We start from the raw sequence: 25,967 nt of genomic DNA on the forward strand, positions 1-25,967 counted from the left end.
GGCGCCGCCGCCGGTGGCCAGCCAGACGTCCTTCGGACCCGAGGTGACCAGGCACTGGCCGCTCGCGGCGAAACCCGCCTCGCCGTCCAGGGCGGGCGGCATGCCGCTCGCGGGCAGGACCCGCCAGGAGCGGCCGCCGTCGCTCGTGGACAGGATGCGGAACCGCCCGTCCACGGGGTCGCTCATCGCGAGGCCGTGCCGGCGGTCGAAGAAGGCCAGGCAGTCGTAGAACGCCTTCGGGTCGGTGTTACGGAAGGACTCCGTCCAGGTCGCCCCGCCGTCGTCGGTGCGGTACACGCGCGACGCCTCGCCCTCGCCGATGGCCAGCACCACGGCGCGCCGCGCGTCGAACGCCTCGACGTCCCGGAACTCCTGGTCCCCCGCACCCGGCGGAGAGACGTTCCGCCAGCTCGCTCCGCCGTCCGTGGTGCGCAGCACCGTGCCGCCGGTGCCGGCCAGCCAGGCGGTGCGCCGGTCGACGGCCGCCAGGCCCCGGAAGCGGACCTTCGGGGTGCCGGGGTCCTTCGGCGCCCAGTGCGGACTGCCCTGCCTGAGGGGCCCGGCCTCGGCCGCCGGGACGGTCAGCGCGGCCAGCGCCGCCCCGCACGCCACCCCCGCCGCCACCAGCCTGCTCGTGCGTCTGCCGCGTCGCGTGCTCCCCAAGCGCCTCATGGCGGGCGAAGCTAGCCCACCGGCCCGGCCCCGTCCAGAGGCCGACGGCCCCTCCTCGCGGGCCACATGGCCGTTCCGTCGCCGCGCATGAACGCGGTGACCGAGGTCACTCGTTCTCCGTATGCACGCATCGGGCGGATCCGTCGTCTTTCCCAGTGCCGGGTGCCGCACACCCGGGCGTAGTCCAGCTGTCACGAGGGAGCAAGGCGTTGTCTACCGTCATCGAGCAGCCCGTAGAGGCCCGTCTCGTCGCCGCCGCACCGCGCATGCCCAGCATCCCCGCGACGCTGCGCTACGACCGACGCGATCCGTTCGCCGTCGTCATGACCTTCCCGGCCCCGGCCACCCTCGAAGGGGTCGAGGTGCGCTGGACCTTCTCGCGCGAGCTGCTGTCGGCCGGGCTGCAGGGGCCCGAGGGCCACGGGGACGTCCGTGTGCGGCCGTACGGCTACGACCGCACCGTGCTGGAGTTCCACGCTCCCGAGGGCACCGCGATCGTGCATGTGCGCTCGGGCGAGATCCGGCGCTTCCTGGCGGCGGCCGACGAACTCGTGCCCGTCGGCCTGGAACACCTTCAGCTCGACCTGGACCACGGCCTGGCGGAGCTGATGCGAGACGCCTGCTGAGCGCTACGCGCGCGTGTCGCCCGAAGGCGTGGCCACGCGCGCGTGAAGCCCGACGGCTCGGCCACGCCCGCGTGAAGATTTAATCGCGTTGACAGCCCCCGGGCCCTCTCGTACGGTCTACATCGGTCCTGTTGCCGTCGATTGGAGAAGGACGTTGCTCGTCTGAGGTCCTGAGGCACCGCGTCGCACCGGTTGAGGTGTGCGCGGCGTACGACCTCGGCGTCCGAGCCGTCCCCCGGCACAGGCCCTTTTGCTTTGCACGGCCTCTTCGTGCCGCACGACCTTCGGTTCCCGCCTCGCGGTGTCTCGACATGCGCTCACCCGACCGCACGACACCCCTCGCGAGGCTCTCATGTCATCTTCCCTCACCTGCACGTCCCTGTCCTTCGCCTGGCCCGACGGCACCGCCGTCTTCGACGGCCTGGACATCGCCTTCGGACCCGGCCGGACCGGGCTCGTCGGTGTCAACGGCTCGGGGAAGTCAACCCTGTTGAAGCTGCTCGCCGGGGAACTCGGCCCGGCCGACGGCACCGTCAAAGTGTCCGGCGAGGTCGGCTACCTCCCGCAGAACGTCAGCCTCGACACCGCGCTCCGCGTCGACCAGGCCCTCGGCATCGCCGAACAGCGGGCCGCGCTGCACGCCATCGAGGCGGGCGACGCCGCCGAGGCGCACTTCGAGACGGTCGGCGACGACTGGGACGTCGAGGAACGCGCCCTCGTCACCCTCGGCGAGCTGGGCCTCGGCCACATCGGCCTGGACCGCACGGTCGGCGAGGTCTCCGGCGGCGAGTCGGTGCTGCTGCGGCTCGCCGCGCTGCTGCTGCGCCGTCCCGACGTGCTGCTGCTGGACGAGCCCACCAACAACCTCGACCTGTACGCACGCCGCCGGCTCTACCAGGCCGTCGCCGCGTGGCCGGGTGTCCTCGTCGTGGTCAGCCACGACCGGGAACTCCTCGACCTGGTCGACCAGATCGCAGAGCTGCGCTCCGGGGAGGTCACCTGGTACGGCGGCAACTTCTCCGCCTACGAGGAGGCCCTGGCCGTCGAGCAGGAGGCGGCCGAGCGGATGGTGCGCGTCGCCGAGGCCGATGTGCGCAAGCAGAAGCGCGAACTGGCCGACGCCCAGGTCAAACTGGCCCGCCGCAAGCGGTACGGCCAGAAGATGTGGGACAACAAGCGCGAGCCGAAGGTCGTCATGGGCGAGCGCAAACGCCAGGCCCAGGTCGCCGCGGGCAAGCACCGCATCATGCACGAGGAGAAGCTCGCCGAGGCCAGGGAGCGCCTGGACGAGGCGGTGGACGCGGTACGGGACGACGACGAGATCCGCGTCGACCTGCCGTACACGGCCGTGCCGCCCGGCCGGCAGGTGCTCACCCTGGAGAACCTCACGATGGCCTACGGAGCGCGGATCGAGGGGATCCTGGATCTGCGCGGCCCGGAGCGGATCGCGCTGGTCGGCCGCAACGGCGCCGGCAAGACGACGCTGCTGCGGACCGTCGCCGGGGAGCTGGCACCGGTGGCCGGCGAGGCGCGGGCGCACGTCCCGCTGCGCTTCCTGCCCCAGCGGCTGGACGTGCTGGACGACAGGCGGACGGTCGCGGAGAACGTGGCCCGGTTCGCGCCCGGTTCGACCAACAACCGGATCCGGGCGCGCCTGGCCCGCTTTCTGTTCCGGGGCGCGCGGGCCGACCAGAAGGCGGCCACCCTGTCGGGCGGCGAGCGGTTCCGGGCGGCACTGGCCGCGCTGATGCTCGCGGAACCGGCGCCCCAGTTGCTGCTGCTCGACGAGCCGACCAACAACCTCGACATGGCGAGCGTGCGACAGCTGACCTCGGCCCTGGAGTCGTACGAGGGCGCACTGCTCGTGGCCAGCCACGACCTGCCGTTCCTGGAGTCGATCGGCATCACCCGCTGGCTGTTGATGGAGGAGGGAGAGCTGAAGGAGATCGCGCCGGAAGAGATCGGGTGACCCACCGGGCCCCGGTGGCATGCCGACGGGCTGGCCAGGCGACGTCTCAGGAGGGGCACAGCCTGACAACGAGGGTTTTGTCCTGGCCGGAGCGGACTGCATGATGACCCATCGGCGCCGGTTTCACCGGTGCCGGCCGCCGCACCATCGATTCGAAAGGCCCCTCGTGCCCAGCAAGAAGGCCCTCGTCCGCCGCCCCAGCCCCCGCCTCGCCGAAGGCCTGGTGACGCACATCGAGCGGGAGAAGGTCGACGTGGGGCGCGCCGCCGAGCAGTGGGAGGCGTACGTCGAGGCGCTGCGCACGCATGACTGGGAGACCATCGAGGTCGACCCGGAGGACGACTGCCCGGACTCGGTGTTCGTCGAGGACACCGTCGTCATGTACAAGAACGTGGCGTTGATCACCCGGCCCGGCGCTCAGTCGCGGCGCGAGGAGACCGTGGGCGTGGAGGAGGCGGTGGCTCGCCTCGGCTGCTCGGTGAACTGGATATGGGAGCCGGGCACGCTGGACGGCGGTGACGTCCTGAAGGTCGGCGACACCGTGTACGTCGGCCGCGGCGGGCGTACCAACGCGGCCGGTGTGCAGCAGTTGCGGGCCGCGTTCGAACCGCTGGGCGCGCGCGTGGTCGCCGTCCCGGTCAGCAAGGTGCTGCACCTGAAGTCGGCGGTGACCGCGCTGCCCGACGGCACGGTGATCGGGCACATACCGAAGGTGGACCGGCCGTCGCTGTTCCCGGGCTTCCTGTCGGTGCCGGAGGAATCCGGCGCGCACGTGGTGCTGCTGGGCGGGCACAAGCTGCTGATGGCGGCGAGCGCCCCGAAGACCGCGGAGCTGCTGACCGATCTCGGCCACGAGGTCGTGACGGTGGACATCAGCGAGTTCGAGAAGCTGGAGGGCTGTGTGACGTGCCTCTCGGTGCGCATGCGGGAGCTGTACGCCTGAACGGGTGATCCCGTCACTCCGACGGCCCCGGGACCGGCGTGTCCCGGGGTCATTTCGTATGCCCTCGCAGGGCGTTCCTGGCGGCCCGAACACCCGTGCCAGGGGTGCTGATCAGCAGTCTTTACAGCGAACTTAACCTACGGGTTCGTAACCTACGGATTCGTAGCCTACGATCACGTAGGTTTCCCGGCACCGCTCGCCGGACCGTCCCCTTCCCCCGTTGTTCGGCGTCCCCCTGGAGTTCCTGTGACGATCACCTCTCCTCACCTCGGCAGCCCGTCCGCCTGGACCGACGCGCGGCTGCTGTTCGCGCTGGAGGAAGTGGTCGAGAAGGAACTGAACCGGCATCTGACGGTCGCCAAGGACTGGATGCCGCACGAGTACGTGCCGTGGAGCGACGCCCGTAACTTCCCGGGCCTGTTCGAGGACGGCGAGGCCTGGGACAAGGAACAGTCCAAGGTGACCGAGATCGGCCGCATCGCCCTCGTGGTCAACCTGCTCACCGAGGACAACCTGCCGAGCTACCACCACGAGATCGCCACGCTCTTCGGCCGCGACGGCGCCTGGGGCACCTGGGTGCACCGCTGGACGGCCGAGGAGGGCCGGCACGGCATCGTGATGCGCGACTATCTGCTCGCCTCGCGCGCGGTGGACCCGGACAAGCTGGAACAATTCCGTATGGCGCACATGAGCGAGGGCTTCGAGTCCGACAACAGCCACTCGATGCTGCACTCCATCGCCTACGTCGCCTTCCAGGAGCTGGCCACCCGGATCTCGCACCGCAATACCGGCCACCAGTCCGGCGACCCGGTGTGCGACCGCATGCTGGCCCGCATCGCCACCGACGAGAACCTGCACATGGTCTTCTACCGCAACCTGCTGAAGGCCGCGTTCGAGCTGGCGCCCGACCTGACGATGCAGGCCGTACGGGACGTCGTGGTCAACTTCCGCATGCCCGGTCACGGCATCCCCGGCTTCGAGCGGGCCGCCGCGCAGATGGCCATCGGCGAGGTCTACAACCTGCGCATCCACCACGACGACGTGCTGCAGCCCGTGCTGCGCTTCCTGAAGATCATGGAGATCGACGGCCTCGGCCCCGAGGGACGCCAGGCGCAGGAGGAACTCGGTCTGTTCATGGAGGGCCTGGACGCGGAGGCCGCCAAGTTCGACGAGAAGCTGGCCGCCCGCAAGGCCCGCATGGCGGCGCGCAACGGGGGCTGACGCGCCCGGGGCGGCAACCGCCGGCCACCGGGGCGGTGGCCCCTCCGGGCTCTGGGCGGGTGGCCGGTGCGGGGCTCAGCTGGACGTGCGGCGCAGGGCGAGGCGCTCCTTCTCGGACAGGCCGCCCCAGACGCCGAAGCGCTCGTCATTGGCCAGCGCGTAGTCCAGGCAGGCCGGGCGCAGCTCGCACATGGCGCAGATACGCTTCGCCTCGCGCACCGAGCTGCCGGGCTCGGGGAAGAAGAAGTCCGGCCCGGTCTGCGCGCACAGGGCCTGCGCCCGCCAGGTGTCGTCGGCCGGGGTGATCGTCTCGAAGTGCATGACGAGGATCGTGTCGCGCGCCGAAAAACGTTCGATCAACGCCGGGTCAACGCCGTCGGCAGGGCCTGCGGCCGACCCGATGATGCTCCCTCGGGCCACCCGCGCGCACGGCGGCGCGCGGGGTGGCGGGAAAACCCGCAGGACGCGCCCGGTCACCCAGGGTGAGGGCGGGGGCCGGTCCGGCGGGTCGCGGCGTTCCGGCGGCGGTTGTCAGTGGGCGGTGCCAGACTCGGCAGTGCACAGGACGGGACCCCTTTCGAGGAGGGCCAGGATGCTCACCACCCGTTTCGTCAACGGCGCCCCGAACTGGATCGACGTGACCACGTCCGACATCGACGGCGCCCGATCCTTCTACGGCGGTCTCTTCGGCTGGCAGTTCCAGTCGGCGGGGCCGGATTCCGGCGGCTACGGCTTCTTCCAGCTGGACGGCAGGACCGTGGCGGGCGGTGCGCCGACCGCCCCCGACCAGGCCCCGCCGACCTGGACGGTGTACTTCCAGAGCGAGGACGCGCAGGCGACCGCGAAGGCCGCCGAACAGGCGCACGGCAGAGTGCTGTTCCAGCCGATGGACGTGATGGGCCAGGGGCACATGGCGGTCCTCGCCGACCAGGCGGGCGTGCCGTTCGGGATCTGGCAGCCCGGGCAGACCAAGGGCGTCGACGTGGCGAGCGAACCGGGCACGCTGTGCTGGGTCGAGCTGTACACCCCGGACATCGCGGCGGCCGCCGCCTTCTACCACCAGGTGCTCGGCCTGGAGACCTCCGCCGTGCCCTTCCCGGGTGGGACGTACACCTGCGTCAACCCGGCCGATGGCGGGGACGACGCGATGTTCGGCGGGATCGTGCCGCTGGCCGACGACCCGTCCGAGGCCGGGGGCGGCCCGTACTGGCTGCCGTATTTCGAGGTCGAGGACACCGACGCGGTGGTCGACAAGGTGCAGCAGCTCGGCGGCAGAGTGCGCATGCCGGCGACGAGCATGGAGGGCGTCGGCCGCATGGCCAAGTTCACCGATCCGTACGGCGCCCGCTTCGCGGTGATCAGAAGCGAGTCGCCGCAGGGCTGAGCCCGTGGGGTCGAACGGACCCGGGCCGCCGGCGCGGTGGCTAGGCCGAGGCCCGCCGTATCAGTGTGGTCGGGAGGATCACGCCGCCTGCGGGTGGTGAGTCCGCCGTGGTTCCGGTTCGGTCGCGGTCGTCGGCCAGGCCGCGCAGCAGCAGGCGGGCCATCAGGCGGCCCATCTCCTCGATGTCCTGACGGACCGTCGTCAGCGGCGGGTCGGCCTCCATGGCGACGGGCAGCATGTCGTCGAAGCCGATCACGGCCACGTCCTCGGGCACCCGCCGGCCGCTCGCACGCAGCACGCGCAGGGCACCGAGTGCGGTGAGGTCGTTGGCGGCGAATACGGCGTCCACATCGGGGCACCGGTCGAGGAGTTCACGCATGGCGCGTTCGCCGCCGCCGGGGGTGAAGTCACTCTCCACGACCAGCCGGGGATCGCTCGCGCCCGGCACCTCGCTCATGACGTCGCGGTAGCCGTCGAGCCGGTCCACCGCTGACGTCTGGTCCAGGGCGCCGGTGAGGTGCGCGATGCGGGTGCGGCCGAGGTCCACGAGATGCCGTACGGCAGCGCGCGCCCCGCCCCGGTTGTCGCAGTCGACGTACACCACGCCAAGGTCCTCCCCGGGCGCGCGCGTGGCGTCGGCCGCGCAGCCGTCGTCGCCCCAGCCGGGCCGGCCGCCGAACACGGTGGGCACGCCGGCGTCGTGGATGAGGCCGGGCAGCGGGTCATCGAGGTGCAGGGAGAAGACGAGCGCGCCGTCGACGTGGCCCCCGGCCAGATAGCGGGCCACACGCGCGTGATCGTCACGGCCCTCGGTGAGGAGCAGCACCAGCTGGTTGTCGTGGGCGGTCAGCTCCTTGCTGATCCCGCGCAGCTGGAGGGCGAAGAAGGGGTCGGCGAAGACCCGGGTCTCCGGCTCGGCGATGACGACCGCGACGGCGTCGTGCCGCCGGGTGACGAGGCTGCGCGCCGCCTGGTTGGGCACGTAACCCAGCTCCGCCACGGCCTGCCGCACCCGCTCGGCCAAGGGTGCGCGCACCCCGTCGCCGCCGTTGACCACCCGGGACACGGTGGCCCGGGACACACCGGCCCGCGCGGCCACGGCCTCTAGCGTAGGACGCGACACTGCCTCGGTCACTTCGGGACTCCTCCTCGGGGGATGCCGGACAGGATAACCGCACGGTGACGAGGCCGCCGGGGCCGGACGAACCACTGGCGGCAGCTCGGTCGATGCCGGTCGATACCCATGGCCGGTCCCACTGGCTGCCCGCCGAACACCCCCCGCGCCGCTGTGCAGGCAGATCACTCCGCGCAGGGCGGGCCGGGCGCCGGGGAACTTGGTGTTGACCTTCACGGTGTACGCGTCGATGCCGGGGATGAGCGCGGTGGGGGTGCCGGGGAACGGCAGGTCGGTACGGACCCGTTGACCGGGTACGGCGGCGGCGCCGGCCGCGCGGAAGCCGTCGCGCAGGGCGGCGAGACAGGCCGTCGGCTCCAGCACGGCCTCCAGGTCGCTTCGGGTCAGGACAAGGGTCATCCCAGCATGATTGCTTGGTCAGGGGCCGTTGTCAGTGCACTCCGGCCGGTTGCGGACTCGGCCCGAGCGCTCCGGCGAGTTGTGGACTCGGCGGCTGCCCGGCAGCGGTCTGGGGCGCTCAGGGCGTCTCCTCGCGCCGCGCCCGGCTCGGCTGGACGCGTTTGGGTTCGCCGGGCATCTTCGGGTACTCCGGCGGGTAGGGCAGGTCACCCAGGCCGTGGTCGTGTTCGTCGCGGCGGGCCAGTTCCAGCAGGGCGTCCAAGGAGTAGGCGTGGTCGTCCATGTCGGCGTGTATGTCGCCGAGTTCGGCGAAGCGGGCCGGCATGGTGGCGAGGTCGAAGTCGGCGGGGTGGGCCACGCCGACCTCGTCCCAGCGCAGGGGTGCCGAGACGGGGGCGTTCGGGCGGGGGCGTACGGAGTAGGCGGAGGCGATGGTGCGGTCGCGGGCGGTCTGGTTGTAGTCCACGAAGATGCGGCGGCCCCGCTCCTCCTTCCACCACTTGATCGTCACCTGATCGGGCATCCGGCGTTCCATCTCCCGGCCGACGGCGATCGCGGCGCGCCGGACCTGGGTGAAGGTCCAGCGCGGTTCGATGGGGACGAAGACGTGCAGGCCCCGGCCGCCGGAGGTCTTGGGCCAGCCGCGCAGTCCGCCGAACTCGTCGAGGACGGCGCGCAGTTCGTGGGCGGCGCGGGCGGCGTCGTCGTAGTCGGTGCCGGGCTGCGGGTCGAGGTCGATGCGGAGTTCGTCGGGGCGGTCGACGTCCGTGGCGCGCACCGGCCAGGGGTGAAAGGTGAGGGTGCCGTACTGGGCGGCCCACACCACGGCGGCCTGTTCGGTGGGGCACATCTCGTCGGCGCTGCGGCCGCTGGGGAAGGTGATGTGGGCGGTCGGGATCCAGTCGGGCATGCCCTTCGGGGCCCGCTTCTGGTAGAACCACTCGCCGCCCACGCCATCGGGGTAGCGCTCCAGGGTGGTGGGGCGGTTGCGCAGCGCGCGCAGGATGCCGGGGCCGACGGCGACGTAGTACTGCGCGAGGTCCAGCTTGGTGAAGCCCCGCTCCGGAAAGAAGACCTTGTCCGGGCTGGACAGCCGTACGGTCCGGCCGCCCGCCTCCAGTTCCACCGCGTCACCCATGCGGCCACGTTAGGTGCACCCCGCATAGCGCGCATACCGGATGGAACCCTGTATACCGGGCGACAGAGGTCGTATGCGAGCAGAATCAAGGGCATGGATCTGCCGGTGATGCCGCCCGTGAAGCCCATGCTCGCCAAGTCCGTGGCGAAGATCCCGCCGGGCATGCACTACGAGGCGAAGTGGGACGGGTTCCGGGCGATCGTGTTCCGCGACGGGGCCGAGGTCGAGCTGGGCAGTCGTACCGGGAAGCCGTTGACCAGGTACTTTCCCGAGCTGGTGGCGGCGCTGACGGAGCGGGTGCCCGGGCGGTGCGTGCTGGACGGGGAGATCGTGATCGCGCGGGACGGCCGTCTGGACTTCGACGCGCTGACCGAGCGGATCCACCCCGCCGACTCCCGGGTGCGGATGCTGGCCGAGAAGACCCCGGCCTCGTTCGTCGCCTTCGACCTGCTCGCCCTGGACGACCACTCGCTGCTCGACACCCCGCTGACCGACCGCCGGGCGCTGTTGGAACGGGCGCTCGCCGAGGCGACGCCGCCGGTGCATCTGGCGCCCGCGACGACGGATCTCGACGTGGCGCAGCACTGGTTCGAGCAGTACGAGGGCGCCGGTCTGGACGGGGTCGTCGCCAAGCCGCTCACCCTGCGCTATCTGCAGGACGAGCGGGCCATGTTCAAGATCAAGCACGAGCGGACGGCGGACGTGGTGGTGGCCGGGTACCGCTTCCACAAGAGCGGTCCAGTGGTCGGTTCGCTACTGCTCGGGCTCTACGACGACCATGGCAGGCTCCAGCATGTGGGGGTGTCGGCCGCCTTCGCCATGAGGAAGCGGGCCGAACTGGTCGAGGAACTGGCACCGCTGCGCATGGACGACGTGGCCGGGCACCCGTGGGCGGCCTGGTCGGACGAGGCCGCCCATGAGACGGCCCGGCTGCCGGGCGCGCCGAGCCGCTGGTCGGGCAAGAAGGACCTGTCCTGGGTACCGCTCCGGCCGGAGCGGGTCGCCGAGGTGGCCTACGACCACATGGAGAACGGGCAGCGCTTCCGGCACACCGCCCGCTTCCGCCGCTGGCGTCCGGACCGCACACCGGAGAGCTGCACCTACGCCCAGCTGGAGGAGCCGGTGCGCTACGACCTCGCGGAGATCCTCGGCGAGACCGACCGGGGCTGAGCCGGACGGACCAGGGGTGAGCCCGGCGGACCACGGCTGAACCGGAGCTGAACGACGGCCGAGCCGGGGCCGAGCTGGGCAGACCGAGGTCGAGCCAGAGCCGATGCTGAGCTTGGGCGGACCAGGGCCGAGCCGGGGCTGTGTGAGGTATGCCGGGGCGCATGAGGATCCGATGACGCCGCTCTGCATGCGCCGGCGCAGCTCGTAGGCGTGCGGCGCCCCACGCGGGCGCCACGCGCACCCGCCGCCCGCACGGGTCACACCCCGGACCCGCCACGCGCACCCACCGCCCACACGGGTCACGCCCCGGACCCGCCACGCGCACCCACCGCCCGCACGGGTCATGTCTCGGGCCCGTTCGGCCCACCCAGTGCGCATGACTGTAAACGTTCGGGTATGGCCAGCGACGACCCGATGAACGCACAATCTGATCAACACGAACGGGGTGACCACGGTGGTCATGAGGCACACGGCACGCACGAGACACGCAGCACCGACCGCGGCCGTGCTGGCCGCCTCGCTGGCCGTCTCCCTCACGGCCGGCTGCGGCCACCCCGACCGGGACGACAACCGCGCCCCTCAGCGCTCCGCCACACCGGCTCCCGCGCCGTCGGTCGCGGCGGTCGGCTCACCGCTCGCCGTGAAGATCGACAACGTACCGGCGGCCCGTCCGCAGTCCGGTCTCGACGCGGCGGACGTGGTGTACGCCGAGCAGGTGGAGGGCGGTCTGAGCCGGCTGATGGCGGTGTACGCGACCAGACTTCCGCAGACCGTCGGACCGGTGCGCAGCGCCCGCGAGTCCGATCTGGAGCTGCTGGGCCAGTTCCACCGGCCGATGCTCGCCTTCTCCGGAGCCCAGCGCAAGCTGTTGCCACTGATCGACAACGCGCCACTGCGACCGGAGCCCGCGGCCGAGGATCCGAGCGCCTACTTCCGGGCCGCAGGCAAGGCGGCCCCGCACAACCTCTATCTGCGCCCGGCCAAGCTGCTGCCGTCCGCCCCCGGCAAGGCGGCGCTGACCACCGGCTTCAGCTACGGCCCCGCCCCGTCCGGTGGCACCCCCACGGCCTCGCGCACCGTCGGCTTCCCTGCCGCGCGCTTCACCTTCACCTGGTCCGCCCAGCAGCACCGCTGGCTGGTCGCCATGGACGGCACACCCATGAAGACGACGGACGGCGGCGCGCGGGTGGCACCGGCGACGGTCGTCGTGCAGCACGTGCGGATCCATGACTCCCGCTATCACGACGTACTGGGCAACCCCACGCCGTACACCGAGACGGTCGGCTCGGGGAAGGCGGAGGTACTGCGCGACGGCCGGTCCTTCGCCGCCTCCTGGTCGCGGCCGATGGCGACGGACGGTACGACGTTCAGGGCGACGAACGGCGGCCGGATGAACTTCGCCGACGGCCAGGTGTGGGTGGTGTTGGCGCCGGCGCGGTGACACTCTCGGTCAGCGCTGCGCCGCCACCGGCTCCGCCGGGTTCCGCAGCCCCTCCGCCGCGTCCGCCACCCGCCGGATCAGATCGAGGAAGACCGTCTGCTCCTCGGGCGACAGGGGCGCGAGGAAGACCTGGTTCATCCGGGCGGTGCGCACGGTCAGCTTGCGGTGGGTGCGCAGACCGTCGTCGGTGAGGCGGAGCAGGAAGCGCCGCCCGTCCTCCGGGTCGCGCACCTTGGTCAGCAGCCCCCGGCGGCCGAGCCGGCTGATGACCTCGGCGATGGTCGACCGGTCCAGGCCCACCCGCTCCCCCACGGTCCGCTGATCCAGGCCCGGCTCGGCGACGAGCGCGTTCATGACAGCGAACTGCGGTGAGGTGATCTCCTCGGAGACCATGGTGTTCCACAGCAGGTAGTGCGCCTGCTGGAGCCGCCGGGCCAGATGCCCGGGATGCGTGCCGAGATCCACGGCGGCCATACGCGCTCCCCTGATCGATCAGCCGGTGCCTGAAGTAGTCGGTGTACTGAACGATAACTGGCCATGAGCCCGGCTGTCTGCCCATCAGGGCGCCCGTACACAGGGGTCTTGACGACCTTTCGCTCCGGTGGCAGCGTGAGGAGTACCTCGCTGAAATACTCAGTGCCCTGATGAATTACGAGATGGGGCTTCCGGATGGACAAGGTGGTGGCCACAGCCCTGGCGGCGGTGGCGGATGTGCCGGACGGCGCGTCGTTGGCGGTGGGCGGGTTCGGATTGAGCGGTGTGCCGAATGTGCTGATCGAGGCGTTGTACGAGCGTGGTGTCGCGGACCTGTCGGTCGTGTCGAACAACTGCGGGGCGATGGAGTCGGGTCTCGCGGTGCTGCTGGCGGCCGGGCGGATCACCCGCGTGACGGGGTCCTACATCGGGGCCAACAAGGAGTTCGCGCGGCAGTACCTGGCCGGTGAGCTGGAAGTGGAGTTGATTCCGCAGGGCACGCTGGCCGAGCGGCTGCGCGCGGGCGGGGCCGGTATTCCCGCCTTCTACACCCCGGCCGGGGTCGGCACGCAGGTCGCCGAGGGCGGGCTGCCGTGGCGTTACGACGGTCAGGGCGGGGTGGCGGCGGCCTCACCGGCGAAGGAGGTGCGGGAGTTCGACGGCGCCGAGTACGTGCTGGAGCACGGGATCCGTACCGACTTCGCGCTGGTGCGTGCGGCGAAGGGCGACCGGCACGGGAATCTGGTGTTCAACAAGTCCGCCCGGAACTTCAACCCGCTCGCGGCGATGGCCGGGCGGGTGACGATCGCTGAGGTGGAGGAGCTGGTCGAGCCCGGGGCGATCGACCCGGACGCGGTCCATGTGCCCGGTGTCTTCGTACAGCGGGTGGTGGCGCTGACGCCGGAGCAGGCGGCGGACAAGCGGATCGAGCAGCGGACGGTGAGCAGCTGATGGCCTGGACACGTGAGGAGATCGCCGCCCGCGCGGCACGCGAGCTGCGCGACGGCCAGTACGTCAATCTCGGTATCGGCCTGCCCACGCTGATCCCGAACCATCTTCCCGAAGGTGTCGAGGTGGTTCTGGAGTCGGAGAACGGGATCCTGGGCACGGGCCCGTACCCGGCCGAGGACCGGGTCGATCCGGATCTGATCAACGCGGGCAAGGAGACCGTCACGGTCCTGCCGGGGGCGTCGTTCTTCGATTCGGCGCTGTCGTTCGCGATGATCCGCGGCGGGCATATCGATGTGGCGGTGCTCGGTGCGATGCAGGTCTCCGCCGGCGGTGACCTGGCGAACTGGGCGGTGCCGGGCAAGCTGGTCACCGGGATCGGCGGTGCGATGGACCTGGTGCATGGCGCTCGGCAGGTGATCGTGGTGATGACCCACACCGCCAAGGACGGCTCGGCGAAGATCCTCAGGGAGTGCACGCTGCCGCTCACCGGCAAGGCATGTGTGAACCGCGTCATCACCGACCTCGCCGTACTGGATGTCACCGAGGACGGGCTCGTGCTCGTGGAGACCGCGCCCGGAGTGGGTGTGGACGAGGTCGTCGCCAAGACCGACGCGGAACTGACCGTTGCGGAGAACCTGCCGTGAACACGTCGTACCTCGTCAACACGGTGTACCTCGTCGACGTGGTCCGCACCCCGATCGGCCGCTGCGACGGCGCCCCGGCACCCGTCCGCCCGGATGACCTCGCCGCCCACGCCATGCGCGAACTCCTCGCCCGCACATCTGACTTGCCCACCTCCGCCCCCGGGGTGACCGTCAACCGGCTGTGCGCCTGCGGCCCGACCACGCTGCGCCGGCGGATGGTCAACCCGAAGACGGACCCGCAGTGGACCATCCCGCTGGGCGAGTCCGCCGAGTTGACCGCCGAGAAGCACGAGAACGGGCAGGAGCAGCTGGACGAGTTCGCCTTCGCCGCCCAGGTCCTGAGCTGTCTCGCCGAATGGCCCGAGTTCGACACCGCGATCCCCAACCCCCAGGGCGGCGCCATCGCGCTGGGCCGCCCTCCCCCGCTCTCGGCTTCACTCGAGCGGGGGACCTCTATGGCGCCTGCGGAGCCCGCCTCGCCGGCCCGGTGGCCCACCAGCCCCCCCGCCGCGGCTCCAGCACCGGCGTCGCCACTCTCGGCATCTGCATCTGCATCGGCCAGGGCCTCGCCCTCGTCCTCGTCCTCGTCCTCGTCCTGGAAAGCTGAGGACGCCGCCCTCAATCGTCAAAGCGCCGCCGTCCTCGAACGCCAGGAAGCATCGCCGTCCTCGAACGCCAAAGCGCCGCCAAGAAAGTGGCAGGTACCCCATGACTCTCACCCAGCAGGACATCGACCAGGAGATCGCCGCCCGGCACGCCGCCTACGAGAAGGGCGTCGCCGACGGCGCCCCCGTCGAGCACCACCCGCGCCGCGACTACCCGCCCTACCGGTCCTCCGTGCTCCGCCACCCCCAGCAGCCCCTGGTGGCCATCGACACCGCCCAGGACCCCGAACTCGTGGAGCTGCACTCCCCCGCCTTCGGGGAACGGGACATCACCGAGATCGACAACGACCTCACCCGGCATCACCGGGGCGAGCCGGTCGGCGAGCGGATCACCGTCACCGGGCGGCTCCTGGACCGCGCCGGACGCCCGGTGCGCGGCCAGCTGATCGAGATCTGGCAGGCCAACTCGGCCGGACGGTACGCCCACCACCGCGAACAGCACGACGCGCCGCTCGACCCGAACTTCACCGGTGCCGGCCGCACCCTCACCGACGCCGAGGGCCGCTATCACTTCACCACCATCCAGCCGGGCCCGTACCCGTGGCGCAACCACCTCAACGCCTGGCGGCCCGCGCACATCCATTTCTCGGTGTTCGGTGCGGCGTTCACCCAGCGGCTGGTGACGCAGATGTACTTCCCGAACGACCCGCTGTTCCGGTACGACCCCATCCTGCAGTCGGTAACGGACGACGCGGCCCGTCAGCGGCTGGTGGCGACCTACGACCACAGCCTGTCGGTGCCGGAGTTCTCGCTCGGGTACCACTGGGACATCGTGCTGGACGGCCCGGCCGCCACCTGGATCGAAGAAGGGCGCTGACCGCCATGCCGAAGATCGACCCGCGCAGCCCGGAGCACGTGCTGCCCACCCCGTCCCACACGGTCGGCCCCTTCTACGGCCATGCGCTGCCCTTCCGCGGCGGCGAGGACGTCGCGCCGCTCGGCCACCCGGACACGATCACCGTGCACGGGTACGTGCTCGACGGTGAGGGCAACCCGCTGCCGGACGCCCTGGTGGAGCTGTGGGGTCCGCGCCCCGACGGCACGGTCCCGCAGACCGGCGGGTCCATCCGCCGGGATCCCGCGACCGGCGGCTACCTCGGCCGCAACGGCGTGGAGTTCACCGGCTGGGGCCGGATCCAGACCGACCCCGACGGTCACTGGTACGCCCGTACGCTGCGGCCCGGCGCCCGGGGGCAGAGCGCGCCGTACCTCAGCGTGTGCGTCTTCGCGCGCGGCCTCCTCCACCACCTGTTCACCCGGATCTACCTCCCGGGCGACGACACCGCGCTCGCCGCCGATCCACTGCTCACCCGCGTGGGCGACCGGCGCGACACGCTGATCGCCGGCGACGAGGGCCGGGGCACCCACCGTTTCGACATCCGCCTTCAGGGCGAAGGCGAGACGGTCTTCCTGGAGTACCGGTGACAGCACCAGCGACACCTGACGACCGCGACAGCGACACCGGTCTGCTCGCCCCGGGGTGGACCGGCTCCCCCGCCGCCCACGCGACCGGCGACAGCGCGTATCTGCGGGCCCTGCTGGACGCCGAGGCCGCGCTGACCCGCGCCCAGGCCGCACTGGGCCTCGCCCCGGCCGAGGCCGCCGACGCGGTGACCCGCGCGGCCGACCCGCCCGTTTCGACGTCCGCTCGCTCGCCGAACGCGCCCGCGCCGGCGGCAACGCGGTGATCCCGCTCGTCGCCGACCTCACCACCGCGGTGGGCGAACCGTACGGCCCGTATGTCCATCGGGGCGCGACCAGTCAGGACATCCTGGACACCGCGACCATGCTGGTCGCCTCACGTGCCCTGGAGCCGGTCCTCGCCGACCTCGCCCGCACCGAACGCGCGCTCGCCCGGCAGGCCGCCGTGCACCGGGACACCCCGATGCCGGGCCGCACGCTCACCCAGCAGGCGGTGCCGACGACGTTCGGCCTGAAGGCGGCCGGGTGGCGGTCACTGGTCCTCGACGCACGGGACCGCATCATCCGGGTGCGCGAGACGCTGCCCGTCCAACTCGGAGGCGCTGCCGGGACGTTGGCCGCCTTCGAAGCGTACGGCGCCCGGAGCGCGACCGCGCTGACGGAGGCGTACGCCCGCGAAGCAGGCCTCGCCGCACCGTCGTTGCCCTGGCACACCCTGCGCACCCCCATCGCCGACCTGGCCGGCGCGCTGGCCTTCGCAGCGGGCACCCTGGGCAAGATCGGCGAGGATGTGCTGACGCTGTCGCGCACCGAGATCGGTGAGGTGGCCGAGGGCAGCGGCGGCGGTTCGTCCGCCATGCCGCACAAGGCCAACCCCGTGCGCTCCACCCTGCTCGCGGCCGCGGCCCGGCGGGCACCGCAGCTCGCGGCCACGCTGTACGGCTGCGTCGCCGCCGGGGACGAACGGCCGGCCGGGGCCTGGCACGCCGAGTGGGAGCCGCTGCGCGAGCTGCTCCGGCTGACCGGGGGTGCGGCACGGGACGCGGCCGGCCTCGCCGAGGGGCTGAGCGTGAACGCCGAGGCCATGCGCCGGAACCTGGACCTCACCCGTGGGCTGATCGTCTCCGAGCGACTGTCCGCCGTCCTGGCACCCCGCCTCGGGCGCGCCCGGGCCAAGGAGCTGCTCACCGACCTCGCCCGTCGCGCGCACGCCGAAGGCCGCCCACTCAGCGAACTCCTCACTGAGGAGGCGGAGTTGAAGGACATGGACCTGGCCACCCTCACCGGCCCCGCCCACTACACCGGCTTCGCCGGTGTCCTCACCGACCGTGCCCTGGAGCGACGTTGACCGTGAAACTCCTCAACCACCATGCCGAAGGCCCGGTTTCCGCTCCCCCACTGCTGCTCGGGCCCTCGCTCGGCACCTCGTACGCCCTGTGGGACGCGGTCGCGCCGGAGCTGTCGACCAGCCACCGCGTGGTGCGCTGGGACCTGCCCGGGCACGGCGGATCGGCGCCGGACCTGATCGGACAGGGCGCGACCGTCGGCGATCTGGCGGCCCTCGTGCTGACCCTCGCCGACGCGCTCGGCATCGACCGCTTCGGCTATGCGGGCGTCTCCCTCGGCGGCGCCGTCGGCCTGCATCTGGCCGTGCACCACCCCGAGCGGCTGACCTCGCTGGCGGTCGTGTGCTCCTCCGCCCACTTCGGCGGCGAGGCGCCCTGGCGGCAGCGGGCGGAGCGGGTGCGGCGCGAGGGCATGGAGTGGCTGGTGGAGAGCGCCGACGCGCGCTGGTTCACGCCCGGGTTCAGCGTGCCGAGGCTGGTGCGGGACCACCGGGAAGCCGATCCGGAGGCGTACGCCGCCTGCTGCGACGCGCTCGCCGCGTTCGACCTGCGGGACCGGCTCGGCGACATCGCCGTACCGACGCTCCTCGTGGCGGGCAAGCAGGATCCCGCGACGCCGCCCGCGCATCTGCGGGAGATCGCCGACGCGGTGCCCGGCTCGACGCTGGTGGAGCTGCCCGGCGCCTCCCATCTGGCGCCCGCGCAGTGCCCGCGGGCCGTGCTGACCGCGCTGCGCACCCAGCTCGACGGGCCGCCGGCCAGCGGGATGGCGGTGCGCCGGGAGGTGCTGGGCGACGCGCACGTGGACCGGGCGCAGGCCCGGCAGACCCCGTTCACGGCCCGCTTCCAGGACTTCATCTCCCGCTACGCCTGGGGGGAGATCTGGACCGACCCGACGCTGTCCCGCCGTGAGCGCAGCATGATCACCCTGACCGCGCTGGTCGCCCACGGCCACCACGACGAACTGGCGATGCACGTCCGCGCGGCGCGGCGCAACGGGCTGACGCCGGAGGAGATCGGCGCGGTGCTGCTCCAGACCGCCGTCTACTGCGGGGTGCCGGCCGCCAACTCCGCGTTCGCGACGGCCCAGCGGGTCCTGGACGAACTCACCGCCGAGGAGGGCGAGGCCCAGGACCGAGGGTGACCCTGCTGGTCGTAGCGTCTCTGATGGGCCCGGCCGCCAAGGAACCCCTCGACTTCACCGACCCGGAACTGACCCGCGCCTGCACCGGTATGTCGGCGTGCTGACCCCGGCCACCGAGGACAGCCGCCCGCCCACCGCCTATCGCAACCCCCGCCCCGTCTCCAGCACCTCCCTCGCCTGGGCCACCAGGCCCTCCGCGCCGCAGGCCCGGGCGAGGTCCAGGCCCCGGCCCAGTTCAGTGGCGGAGCGGGCGGCGATGCCGTACTCGACGCGGGCCGCCGCATGTTCGTACTGGCAGGGTGAGGCTTCGAGGTAGGTGACGGCCTGGGCGGCCAGCTGGACCGCGCGGCCGCCGGTCTCCAGCGCCGCGGCGCAGCGCAGGGCCTCGCCGATGGCGGTGTCCGTGCCGAAGCGTTCGGCCTGCCGACGGGCGTCGGCGGCGAGTTGTGCGGCACGGACCGGGTCCTGGCCCGCGAGGGCCTTGGCGAGGTCGATGGACCACGGGGACAGGACCGGGTTGTGGCCGCAGCGCGAGGCGGCCGTCTTCTCGGCGGCCTCCAGTTCGTTGATGCCGTCCTCGGTACGGCCCACGGCGAGGAGCAGCCGGCCGCGGACGCAGCGGATGTCGGGCAGCACGATCGTGGACGGGTAGGGCGGGGCGAAGCCGTACTGCTCGGCGATCGACCAGGCCTCGTCGATCCGGCCGCGGGCCAGCAGTGTGTCGACCAGTCCGCAGGTCGCCGACCAGTACAGCGGCAGGCGGCGGCCGACGCGTTCGGCGAGGACCAGGGCCTCGCGCAGGGTGGACTCGGCGTCGCGCAGCCGGCCTTGTCTGCGGTAGGCGAGCCCCAGGAAGGCGTTGGCGAGGGAGAGGTGGCCGCCGCGCCAGCCGGCGGTGGTGTAGGCGCGCAGGGCCTCGGCGAAGAGGCTCTCGGCGCGGTCGAGCCGGTCGGCGTAGGCGTACGCACTGCCGAGCATCATCAGCAGCTCGATGCCCCACTCCTGGTCGGTCCAGCCGAGGCCGGGCGCGAGACGGCCGTTGACCAGGGCGCGGTCGCACAGTTCGAGGACCTCTTCGGCGCTCTCGCCGTGGGTCATGGCGTCGAAGCCGCGCAGGATGAGCAGGGCGCGTTCGGCGTTGTCGCGGCCGGTGCAGGTGCTCGCGAGTTCGGCCAGCCGCCGGGAGCGGGCCGCGGAGACGGTCTCGCCGTGGATGCCCTCCCACATGAACTGCACGGCCTGCAGCCGCAGCCTGACGGGGCCCGGTTCGTGCCGGGCGGCCTCGGCCTCGACCGTGCGGACGGCCTCCTCCAGCTGGTCGTTGTGGAGCAGCGCCGGGGACAGCCGGACCACCGCGCTGACCCGCCGCTCGCCCTCCAGGCCGGGCATGCCGAGGGCGTGCTGGAGGTGTTCGATGGTGACGGCGGGCGCGGTGAGCAGGGTGGCGCAGCCCAGTTCGTACAGGACGTGGGCGTGCACTTCGGGGAGCGGGGGTTCCTGCAGGGCGCGTTCGAGGCAGGTGCGGGCCGCGTCGGGCGCGCCGACGGCGAGGTGTTCGCGGGCCGCCTCGCGCAGCTGGTCGACGAGCTCCTCGTCACCGTCCGGGTGCACCTTCAGCAGGTGCCGGGCGGCCTGGGCGGCGCCGCGGCCCAGCTCGGTGATGATCTGGGCGGCCACGCCGTGCATGGCGGTGCACACGCCGGACGGGATGGAGTTGTAGACGGCGGTGGTGATGAGCGGGTGGACGAACTCCAGCTCGCCCTCCTCGCGTTCGCTGCCGGCCGCGGACTCGGGTTCGGTGAGGATGCGGGCGCCGCACAGCAGGTCGGCGCAGTGCCGGGCGATGGCCTCGTCCATGGTGGCGAGGCGGGCGACCATGTCGACGGTGATGCCGGTGCCGAGGATTGCGGCGGCCCAGGCGAACTGGGTGGCCTCCAGGCCGAGTTCCTTGAGCCGGTCGACCAGTCCGCCGCCACGGGCGGCGCGATTGAGGGCGCGCAGTTCTCCGGCGCGGGATTCGACCGGCGGGAGTTCGCTGTCCTGCACCTTGGCGAGGAGTTCGACGGTCTCGTAGGGGTTGCCCGCGGTGACGGCCCAGACCTCGCGGCAGAACGCGTCGTCGGCGTGCCGGCCGAGGGCGGCGCGGGTGAGTCCCGCGGCGGCTTCGGGGGTGAGGGCGCGGAGGTTGTTGACGGGCCGGCCGGCGGCGGCGGCCACCGCGTCGAGGTGGCGGGCGCTGTCGCCGCTGACCTCGCCGGGCCTGCGGGCGACCACGACCAGGACGGAGACGTCGTCCAGGCGTTCGGCGAACGCGGCGAGCCAGCGCAGGGTCTCCTGGTCCGCCCAGTGCGCGTCGTCGATCAGCAGCACGAGCGGCCATTCGCGGCGGGCCAGCCGGCGTACGGCCGCGACGAGTCCGTCGCACACGTACTGCGGGTCGGCGCTGCCCTCCTGCGGGTCGACTATGCCGAGGGCCGGGCCCGCGATGTCGTACCAGTCGCCGAGGTACTCGCGGGCCTCCTCCGGCAGTAACGACAGCAGGGCGGGCTGGAGCAGTTGCCGTACCACGTTGAACGGGACGGACTTCAGCGTCTCCGCGCCGCGCGCGGACCACACGACACAGCCGCGGCGTTCGGCGATGCGGCGTGTCTCGGCCAGCAGGGCGGTCTTGCCGAGTCCCGCCTCGCCGCGGAGGACCAGCAGACCGCCTGCCGATGACTGGTCGGCGCACAGGAGGTCGAGTGCCTGCGCGACGTTGCCGATCTCCGCGTCCCGCTCCCACAGGGAAGCCGAGGCGGCCGCCGGCGGCCTTCCCTCCGTCATCCCGTTACCTCCCCAAGGTCGCCCGAATGACGTACAGACCATGAGCCTAGCCGTCCGGTGGGATGTGTGCTGGCCGGTCGGGACAGCTGTTGCCCTCGTGGGTGAAAGTGGGTGCGGCCGGGCGACGCGTATCCGCCCCGAGCGGCCGGTCAGCAGCGGACGGGGCGTCAACCATGGCTGGCACGCACTCTGTTCCCGGCGCCGTGCGCTCGGGCGCGGCCGGGCGGTGCGCGCGGTGGCGGCGGGGTCGGTGGGCAGTCTCGTCGAGTGGTAGGAGTTCGGTGTCTACGGCTTTCTGGCCACGGTGCTGGCGGACCGGCTCTTCGCCCCGGCGGGCGGCGACAGCGCCGGGCGGCGGCCGGTGCTGATCGGGGTGGTCGCCCTGATGACGGGTGCCACGACGCTGATCGGCGCGCTGTCGGCGTACGCCACGTCGGGTGCCCTCGCGCCGTGGCCGCTGTTCTTTCTGAGGGAATTTCAGGGTTTTCCGCAGGGGGTGAGTTCGATGGTCCGGTGGCGGTGCTGACGGAGTGCGCGCGGCCGGGGCGGCGAGGGCTGTACGGGGCGTGGCAGTCGTTCACGGTGGCACTGGGGCTCTCCGGGGCGGGCGTGGCGGCGCTGACGGCGACGCTGCTCACCGGTCCCAACTGGCCTCGTGGCTGTGGAGGTTGCCGTTCTTGCTGGCATTGCCGCTCGGTCTGGTCGCGCTGTGGCTGCGAGCGGGGCCGGCGGAGACGCCGTCCTTCCTGGCGCACGCGGAGGACCGGGGCGCGCGGGCGGTACGACTCGGCTTCGGGGCGCTGCTGCTCGCGGCGGTGCTGGTGACGGGCTGGGCGGCGGCCGGCCACACCTTCCTGGGGGTGCTGCCGTCGTGTCTGCAGGTCACACACTGCACGCGGGCGCTCGTCGCCGCGGACGCATTCGTGGGCCTGATGGCGGAGCCGGGGCCCGCACTGCTGCCTGATCATCACGGGTGCGGCGCGCCGCACCCGCGACCCCGACATCCCCGCGTACTACGCGGCGGCGGTGCGCGCGCCGGTACGGCTGATGGTGGAGGAGTGGGGAACGCCATGGATATAAAGAAGATGAGGGATATAAGGGGTATAGGGGATTGGTTCGGGGTCGGCGCCGGGTGGAGACGCCCGGTCGCCGGCCTGCGACGAGGGGAAATTCACGGCGGCGAATTGTCCGGTCCGGGCGTTCGGCGGCGGATCCTCTCATCCCGCTTTCACGGTCGCCTCATACGGTGGGGACATGACGCAGGTGACTCCCCCCGGGTGGTACCCCGACCCCGGGCAGACGAACGACGGTCCGCCCACCGAGCGCTGGTGGGACGGCAAGGCCTGGACGGACCGGACCCGCCCCGCCGGGACGGGCGCCCCGTGGGGTCCCCCGACGCAGCCGCCTGCGGCCGGAGACGCGCAGCAGCCGCACCCGACGGCGCCCACCGCACCCCTCGCGCACGGCGCGCAGCCCGGGTATCCGGCGTATCCGGGATACCCGGCCCCGGCGCAGGCCGGGTCCCGGCGCGGTCTGCGTACGGGTATCGCCGTCGCGGTGGCGACCGCGGTGCTGGCGTGTATCGGGGTCGGCGTGTACCTCCTCGCCAAGGGCGACGGCGGCGGCAACGCCGACCAGGCCGGGTCACGGCAGGGGGCCGCCGGCGGGCAGAACGGCGGGGTGGACGGCGGCTTCGGTCAGGGCGGGAGCGGGGGCCCGGGCGGTTCCGGAGGTTCGCAGGGCTCCGGAGGGGCGGGCGGTTTCGGCGGACCCGGTGGGTCCGGCGGGGCCTCGCCGTCGCCGGACCCGTCCGAGGCGCCCAAGGTCAAGGGCGGCGGCACGGTACCGGACACGGTCAACGGCATCAGCCTGACCGTGCCGAAGGGCTGGACCGGGCGGACGATCAGCGTCGGCGCGCAGGTCACCTCCGACGACTCCTACAAGTGTCCGGGCAACTCCGCCCAGACCTGTACCTCGGGCGGCGCCTACACGGCTCCGGCCGAGGCACTGGGCATCGACGGCGACACCCCCGAGGCGGTCGCCAAGGCGGACATCGCGGCCAACGCCAAGGAGTCCTACGGCGGCACCACGTACGGCAGCATCACCTCGCACCAGGAGCTGGGTTCCGGGGCGGTGACGGTGGCCGGGCAGAAGGGGTACATGGTGCGCTGGAAAGCGGTCACCAGCAAGGGCGCCGACGGCTATGTCGAGTCGGTCGCCTTCCCCTCGCCCGACGACACCAAGCAGATCGTGGTGGTGCGCTTCGGCATCGACGTCGGGCAGCAGACGTCGGTCATCGACGACATCCTGAAGGGGATCAAGGTCTCGTCCGGCAGCGGCAACGGCCAGGACATCTGAGTCGTACGACCGCACCCCGGGGACATGATGCGGCCGGGTGGGGTCCCCTCCGCTCAAGAGGAACCCCACCCGGCCGGGGGTGCGCGCCGCCCCCGTCCCCACGGTGCGGCGCGGACAGGTCACCGTTCGGTCATCCCGTGAACGGCGCCTGGGTCTATGGGTCTTGTGCCAGCGGGTCTTGTGCCAGCGGGTCTTGTGTCAGCCCGAGCGCGGGCAGCACGGTGGCCTCCACGAAACGGGTGAGATAGTCCGCGTCGGCGTACTGGCCGCTGAGCACCGGCCGGACGCGCAGTACGCCGAACATCATCGCGGGGATGTACTCCAGCGCCGGATGGTCCGCCCGGACCTCACCCCGGGCCACTCCCCGCGCCAGCATCTCCTGCAGCGCGACGATCTCCGGATGCACCAGCGCCTCGCGCAGCGCCTCGGCCAGCTCCTTGTCGGCCGTCCACGCGTGCCCCAGTGCCTGCAGCAGCCTGGTGTCCTTGCCGGACCAGTCGCCCGCGGCCCGCGCGGCCTGGCGCAGGTCCTCGGCGAGCGATCCGGTGTCGATGCCGGCGAAGCGCACCTTGCGGTTGGCGCGCAGCGCGGCCGCGACGAACTGCGGCTTGGTCTTCCACTGGCGGTAGAGCGTGGACTTGCTGCACCGGGTGCTGGCGGCGACGCCCTCCATGGTGACGGACTCGTAGCCGCACTCGCGGATCTGCTCCAGCACGGCGTCGAAGAACTCCCGCTCACGCTCGGGCGTGATCTTGGAGCGGCGCGAGGCGACGACCGTCTCCGGTCCGTCCGCGGCCTGCGACGTCATGTGGTGCTTCCCCTCACTCGTGTCCTGTGGGCCCATTCCGCACGCCCCGCTGAAGCGGCGCTGTAGCGGGACGCCCGACCCTGTCTCTCCAGTGTGTCGCACATCAATCGATACGCCAGTGTACCGGTACTCCCCCGTATCGGTACACTGGCGTATCGGTACGACGGCGTATCGATGAGCTGCGGCACAGGCCGCGGCTCGCACGCACCACCACACGCACCACCGTCAGCGAGGGGGCCGGGGGATGAATGCCCGAACCGAGCCTGCAGAGGCAGCAGCGGAGCCGCCGGACGCGAGAGCGCGCCCGGCGCTCATACGTGAGCTTCTGCTGGTCGCGGGGCTCTTCCTCGTCTACAAGCTCGGCCGGCAGCTGGCCACGGGCCACACCGGGAACGCCTTCCACAACGCCCGCCGCGTATGGGACCTGGAACGGGCGCTGCATCTCCCCCGCGAGAACGCCGTGCAGTCCGCACTGCTGCACGGCGACACCCTCGTCCACCTCGCGAACACCTACTACGCCACCGTCCACTTCCCGGCGACGCTCGCTTTCCTGGTCTGGCTGTATCTGCGCAGGCCCGCGCACTACATTTGGGCGCGCCGGGTCCTCGCGGTCGTCACCACGGCCGCGCTGGTGCTGCCGTTCACGTTCCCGCTGGCACCGCCGCGGATGCTGACCGGCACGGGCCTCGTGGACACCGCCCGTATATACGGCCCGTCGGTGTACGGTCCGCCGTCCAGCGACCACCTGTCCAACCAGTTCGCGGCGATGCCGTCACTGCACTTCGGCTGGGCGCTGATGGTGGCGATCGGCCTGATCGTGGCCACCCGGTCCCGCTGGCGCTGGCTGTGGCTGCTGCACCCGCTGATCACCCTGCTGGTGATCGTGGGCACGGCGAACCACTACTGGCTCGACGCGATCGTCGCGACGGCCATGCTCGGCATCACCCTCGCCCTGATCCATCCGCCGCACCGGCCGGCCGGCACGGCCGGCACGGCGGGACGCGGCGCCGGCCGGCTCGCGCCGCGCGAGAGCGTCCTCGTGGGAGCGGGCCGATGAGCGCCGCCGTGATCGCCGTCACCCTCTCCCTCGTCTCGGCGATCACCTACGCCCTGGCCGCCGTCGCCCAGGAACGCCTCGCCTCCCGCACCACCGGCACCGGCCTGCTGCGGCTGCTCGGCACCGGCGCCTGGTGGTCGGCGGTCGGCCTGAACGCGGGCGCGGCCCTGCTGCACG

General features: G+C 72.2%; 21 protein-coding genes and 4 pseudogenes. 18 read left to right on the forward strand and 7 right to left on the reverse strand.

Going from position 1 to position 25,967, the window contains the following annotated elements:
* The coding region (locus tag M878_RS56415; protein WP_425347891.1) for a WD40/YVTN/BNR-like repeat-containing protein at nucleotides 1-672 on the reverse strand (672 nt) is incomplete at its 3' end.
* Between the two features lie 209 nt (nucleotides 673-881).
* Here M878_RS56415 and ssgD point away from each other — a divergent pair.
* From ssgD to M878_RS56435, 4 genes are all read left to right on the forward strand, one after another.
* The gene (ssgD, locus tag M878_RS56420; protein WP_023545339.1) at nucleotides 882-1,298 is read left to right on the forward strand and encodes a spore wall synthesis regulator SsgD; all 417 of its coding nucleotides are present in this window, start codon (nucleotides 882-884) and stop codon (nucleotides 1,296-1,298) included.
* A 352-nt stretch (nucleotides 1,299-1,650) separates the two neighbouring features.
* Nucleotides 1,651-3,267, forward strand: coding sequence for an ABC-F family ATP-binding cassette domain-containing protein (locus M878_RS56425; RefSeq protein ID WP_023545340.1), 1,617 nt, complete (start codon nucleotides 1,651-1,653; stop codon nucleotides 3,265-3,267).
* A 166-nt stretch (nucleotides 3,268-3,433) separates the two neighbouring features.
* Nucleotides 3,434-4,210, forward strand: coding sequence for a dimethylargininase (gene ddaH, locus M878_RS56430; RefSeq protein ID WP_023545341.1), 777 nt, complete (start codon nucleotides 3,434-3,436; stop codon nucleotides 4,208-4,210).
* A 246-nt stretch (nucleotides 4,211-4,456) separates the two neighbouring features.
* On the forward strand, nucleotides 4,457-5,431 hold the full coding sequence (locus tag M878_RS56435; protein WP_023545342.1) for an acyl-ACP desaturase: 975 nt from the start codon (nucleotides 4,457-4,459) through the stop codon (nucleotides 5,429-5,431).
* A 75-nt stretch (nucleotides 5,432-5,506) separates the two neighbouring features.
* On the opposite strand, the gene M878_RS56440 is transcribed toward M878_RS56435, so the two are convergent.
* Nucleotides 5,507-5,752 carry a WhiB family transcriptional regulator gene (locus tag M878_RS56440; protein WP_031224298.1) on the reverse strand — a complete coding sequence of 82 codons (246 nt, stop codon included), beginning with the start codon at nucleotides 5,750-5,752 and terminating at the stop codon, nucleotides 5,507-5,509.
* A gap of 271 nt (nucleotides 5,753-6,023) precedes the next feature.
* Between M878_RS56440 and M878_RS56445 the strand changes: the two genes are divergently transcribed.
* Complete coding sequence (locus tag M878_RS56445) at nucleotides 6,024-6,815, forward strand: VOC family protein (RefSeq protein ID WP_023545344.1); 792 nt, start codon at nucleotides 6,024-6,026, stop codon at nucleotides 6,813-6,815.
* A gap of 40 nt (nucleotides 6,816-6,855) precedes the next feature.
* Here M878_RS56445 and M878_RS47170 read toward each other — a convergent pair whose 3' ends face one another.
* Nucleotides 6,856-7,950 (reverse strand): LacI family DNA-binding transcriptional regulator, encoded by a 1,095-nt coding sequence (locus M878_RS47170; protein ID WP_031224300.1) that lies wholly within the window; start codon nucleotides 7,948-7,950, stop codon nucleotides 6,856-6,858.
* A gap of 517 nt (nucleotides 7,951-8,467) precedes the next feature.
* Nucleotides 8,468-9,487: a non-homologous end-joining DNA ligase gene (gene ligD, locus M878_RS56450; protein WP_023545346.1), complete on the reverse strand. Its 1,020-nt coding sequence runs from the start codon at nucleotides 9,485-9,487 to the stop codon at nucleotides 8,468-8,470.
* A gap of 93 nt (nucleotides 9,488-9,580) precedes the next feature.
* On the opposite strand from ligD, the gene M878_RS56455 reads away from it, so the two are divergent.
* On the forward strand, nucleotides 9,581-10,657 hold the full coding sequence (locus tag M878_RS56455; RefSeq protein WP_023545347.1) for an ATP-dependent DNA ligase: 1,077 nt from the start codon (nucleotides 9,581-9,583) through the stop codon (nucleotides 10,655-10,657).
* A 460-nt stretch (nucleotides 10,658-11,117) separates the two neighbouring features.
* The gene (locus M878_RS56460) at nucleotides 11,118-12,098 is read left to right on the forward strand and encodes a DUF3048 domain-containing protein (RefSeq protein WP_031224302.1); all 981 of its coding nucleotides are present in this window, start codon (nucleotides 11,118-11,120) and stop codon (nucleotides 12,096-12,098) included.
* A 9-nt stretch (nucleotides 12,099-12,107) separates the two neighbouring features.
* On the opposite strand, the gene M878_RS56465 is transcribed toward M878_RS56460, so the two are convergent.
* The gene (locus M878_RS56465; RefSeq protein WP_023545349.1) at nucleotides 12,108-12,572 is read right to left on the reverse strand and encodes a MarR family winged helix-turn-helix transcriptional regulator; all 465 of its coding nucleotides are present in this window, start codon (nucleotides 12,570-12,572) and stop codon (nucleotides 12,108-12,110) included.
* Nucleotides 12,573-12,767: 195 nt separating this feature from the next.
* Here M878_RS56465 and M878_RS56470 point away from each other — a divergent pair, with 195 nt between their 5' ends.
* The 7 genes and pseudogenes from M878_RS56470 to pcaDC all read left to right on the forward strand — a co-directional run bounded on the left by M878_RS56470 (nucleotide 12,768) and on the right by pcaDC (nucleotide 18,744).
* Entirely contained in the window at nucleotides 12,768-13,523 is a 756-nt protein-coding gene (locus tag M878_RS56470) for a CoA transferase subunit A (RefSeq protein ID WP_023545350.1), read from the forward strand.
* Nucleotides 13,523-14,167, forward strand: a complete 645-nt coding sequence (locus M878_RS56475; RefSeq protein WP_023545351.1) for a CoA transferase subunit B — start codon at nucleotides 13,523-13,525, stop codon at nucleotides 14,165-14,167. The genes M878_RS56470 and M878_RS56475 overlap by 1 nt, the downstream gene beginning before the upstream one ends.
* Before the next feature lie 23 nt (nucleotides 14,168-14,190).
* Nucleotides 14,191-14,774, forward strand: a pseudogene (locus M878_RS93770) (hypothetical protein).
* 101 nt (nucleotides 14,775-14,875) lie between these two features.
* Entirely contained in the window at nucleotides 14,876-15,649 is a 774-nt protein-coding gene (pcaH, locus tag M878_RS56480; protein WP_023545353.1) for a protocatechuate 3,4-dioxygenase subunit beta, read from the forward strand.
* Between the two features lie 5 nt (nucleotides 15,650-15,654).
* Entirely contained in the window at nucleotides 15,655-16,257 is a 603-nt protein-coding gene (pcaG, locus tag M878_RS56485) for a protocatechuate 3,4-dioxygenase subunit alpha (protein ID WP_023545354.1), read from the forward strand.
* Nucleotides 16,254-17,602 (forward strand): annotated as a pseudogene (pcaB, locus tag M878_RS56490) (3-carboxy-cis,cis-muconate cycloisomerase). Before pcaG ends, pcaB begins: the two are co-directional and overlap by 4 nt.
* Nucleotides 17,599-18,744 carry a bifunctional 3-oxoadipate enol-lactonase/4-carboxymuconolactone decarboxylase PcaDC gene (pcaDC, locus tag M878_RS56495; protein ID WP_023545357.1) on the forward strand — a complete coding sequence of 382 codons (1,146 nt, stop codon included), beginning with the start codon at nucleotides 17,599-17,601 and terminating at the stop codon, nucleotides 18,742-18,744. Before pcaB ends, pcaDC begins: the two are co-directional and overlap by 4 nt.
* Before the next feature lie 138 nt (nucleotides 18,745-18,882).
* On the opposite strand, the gene M878_RS56500 is transcribed toward pcaDC, so the two are convergent.
* Nucleotides 18,883-21,567 (reverse strand): ATP-binding protein, encoded by a 2,685-nt coding sequence (locus M878_RS56500; protein WP_023545359.1) that lies wholly within the window; start codon nucleotides 21,565-21,567, stop codon nucleotides 18,883-18,885.
* Between the two features lie 226 nt (nucleotides 21,568-21,793).
* Here M878_RS56500 and M878_RS99550 point away from each other — a divergent pair.
* Nucleotides 21,794-22,454, forward strand: a pseudogene (locus M878_RS99550) (MFS transporter); the annotation flags it as partial.
* Nucleotides 22,455-22,821: 367 nt separating this feature from the next.
* Nucleotides 22,822-23,925: a DUF2510 domain-containing protein gene (locus tag M878_RS56510; RefSeq protein ID WP_023545361.1), complete on the forward strand. Its 1,104-nt coding sequence runs from the start codon at nucleotides 22,822-22,824 to the stop codon at nucleotides 23,923-23,925.
* A 154-nt stretch (nucleotides 23,926-24,079) separates the two neighbouring features.
* Here M878_RS56510 and M878_RS56515 read toward each other — a convergent pair whose 3' ends face one another.
* Entirely contained in the window at nucleotides 24,080-24,733 is a 654-nt protein-coding gene (locus M878_RS56515) for a TetR/AcrR family transcriptional regulator (protein WP_023545362.1), read from the reverse strand.
* A gap of 244 nt (nucleotides 24,734-24,977) precedes the next feature.
* Between M878_RS56515 and M878_RS56520 the strand changes: the two genes are divergently transcribed.
* Both M878_RS56520 and M878_RS47180 read left to right on the forward strand, forming a co-directional pair.
* A complete protein-coding gene (locus tag M878_RS56520) occupies nucleotides 24,978-25,790 on the forward strand; it encodes a phosphatase PAP2 family protein (protein ID WP_023545363.1) in 813 nt (270 codons plus the stop codon).
* Nucleotides 25,787-25,967, forward strand: a pseudogene (locus M878_RS47180) (hypothetical protein); the annotation flags it as partial. The gene M878_RS56520 and the pseudogene M878_RS47180, both read left to right, overlap by 4 nt.

Source organism: Streptomyces roseochromogenus subsp. oscitans DS 12.976 (assembly GCF_000497445.1).
Taxonomy (GTDB): domain Bacteria; phylum Actinomycetota; class Actinomycetes; order Streptomycetales; family Streptomycetaceae; genus Streptomyces; species Streptomyces oscitans.

Coding starts and splice junctions, on each gene's coding strand:
- M878_RS56425 (WP_023545340.1), top strand. CDS start 1,651: ATGTCATCTTCCCTCACCTGCACGTCCCTGTCCTTCGCCTGGCCCGAC.
- M878_RS56440 (WP_031224298.1), bottom strand. CDS start 5,752: ATGCACTTCGAGACGATCACCCCGGCCGACGACACCTGGCGGGCGCAG.
- M878_RS56445 (WP_023545344.1), top strand. CDS start 6,024: ATGCTCACCACCCGTTTCGTCAACGGCGCCCCGAACTGGATCGACGTG.
- ligD (WP_023545346.1), bottom strand. CDS start 9,487: ATGGGTGACGCGGTGGAACTGGAGGCGGGCGGCCGGACCGTACGGCTG.
- M878_RS56455 (WP_023545347.1), top strand. CDS start 9,581: ATGGATCTGCCGGTGATGCCGCCCGTGAAGCCCATGCTCGCCAAGTCC.
- M878_RS56460 (WP_031224302.1), top strand. CDS start 11,118: ATGAGGCACACGGCACGCACGAGACACGCAGCACCGACCGCGGCCGTG.
- M878_RS56465 (WP_023545349.1), bottom strand. CDS start 12,572: ATGGCCGCCGTGGATCTCGGCACGCATCCCGGGCATCTGGCCCGGCGG.
- M878_RS56470 (WP_023545350.1), top strand. CDS start 12,768: ATGGACAAGGTGGTGGCCACAGCCCTGGCGGCGGTGGCGGATGTGCCG.
- M878_RS56475 (WP_023545351.1), top strand. CDS start 13,523: ATGGCCTGGACACGTGAGGAGATCGCCGCCCGCGCGGCACGCGAGCTG.
- pcaH (WP_023545353.1), top strand. CDS start 14,876: ATGACTCTCACCCAGCAGGACATCGACCAGGAGATCGCCGCCCGGCAC.
- pcaG (WP_023545354.1), top strand. CDS start 15,655: ATGCCGAAGATCGACCCGCGCAGCCCGGAGCACGTGCTGCCCACCCCG.
- M878_RS56500 (WP_023545359.1), bottom strand. CDS start 21,567: ATGACGGAGGGAAGGCCGCCGGCGGCCGCCTCGGCTTCCCTGTGGGAG.
- M878_RS56510 (WP_023545361.1), top strand. CDS start 22,822: ATGACGCAGGTGACTCCCCCCGGGTGGTACCCCGACCCCGGGCAGACG.
- M878_RS56515 (WP_023545362.1), bottom strand. CDS start 24,733: ATGACGTCGCAGGCCGCGGACGGACCGGAGACGGTCGTCGCCTCGCGC.
- M878_RS56520 (WP_023545363.1), top strand. CDS start 24,978: ATGAATGCCCGAACCGAGCCTGCAGAGGCAGCAGCGGAGCCGCCGGAC.